This is a genomic window from Virgibacillus salexigens, assembly GCF_014905415.1.
GTDB classification, from domain to species: domain Bacteria; phylum Bacillota; class Bacilli; order Bacillales; family Amphibacillaceae; genus Virgibacillus; species Virgibacillus salexigens.
On sequence record NZ_BNEO01000085.1, the window covers coordinates 1 to 326 of the forward strand.

Consider the following 326-nt stretch of genomic DNA (forward strand, 5'->3'; position numbering starts at 1 on the left):
GCGGAACAAATGAAACGAAACGTCGATGATCAGAAGGTCAAAGCGGTCGACGGTACCATTATAGATTTAAAAGCAGACACGATTTGTATACACGGGGGTGGCAAACATGCTGTAGCTTTCGCTGAAGCATTGCAAACTACTTTATCTAACAATGGAATTACCATAAAGCGTTCAGGTGAGAAGTAGGGGGAATGTATCATGTATGAACGAATAGCTTTGTCTAAAGTACATAACCCTGGGATATATACAACCTTTCAGGACCTTGGTCGCTATGGATATCAGCAGTTTGGTGTTCGTGTATCGGGGGCGATGGATTATTTTGCATT

Annotated in this window: 1 protein-coding gene; it reads left to right on the plus strand. The window is 42.3% G+C overall.

Annotated features, from left to right (window positions below):
• The coding region (locus tag JKP73_RS22345; protein WP_200412004.1) for a LamB/YcsF family protein at window positions 1-186 on the plus strand (186 nt) is incomplete at its 5' end.
• Between the last annotated feature and the right edge of the window lie 140 nt (window positions 187-326).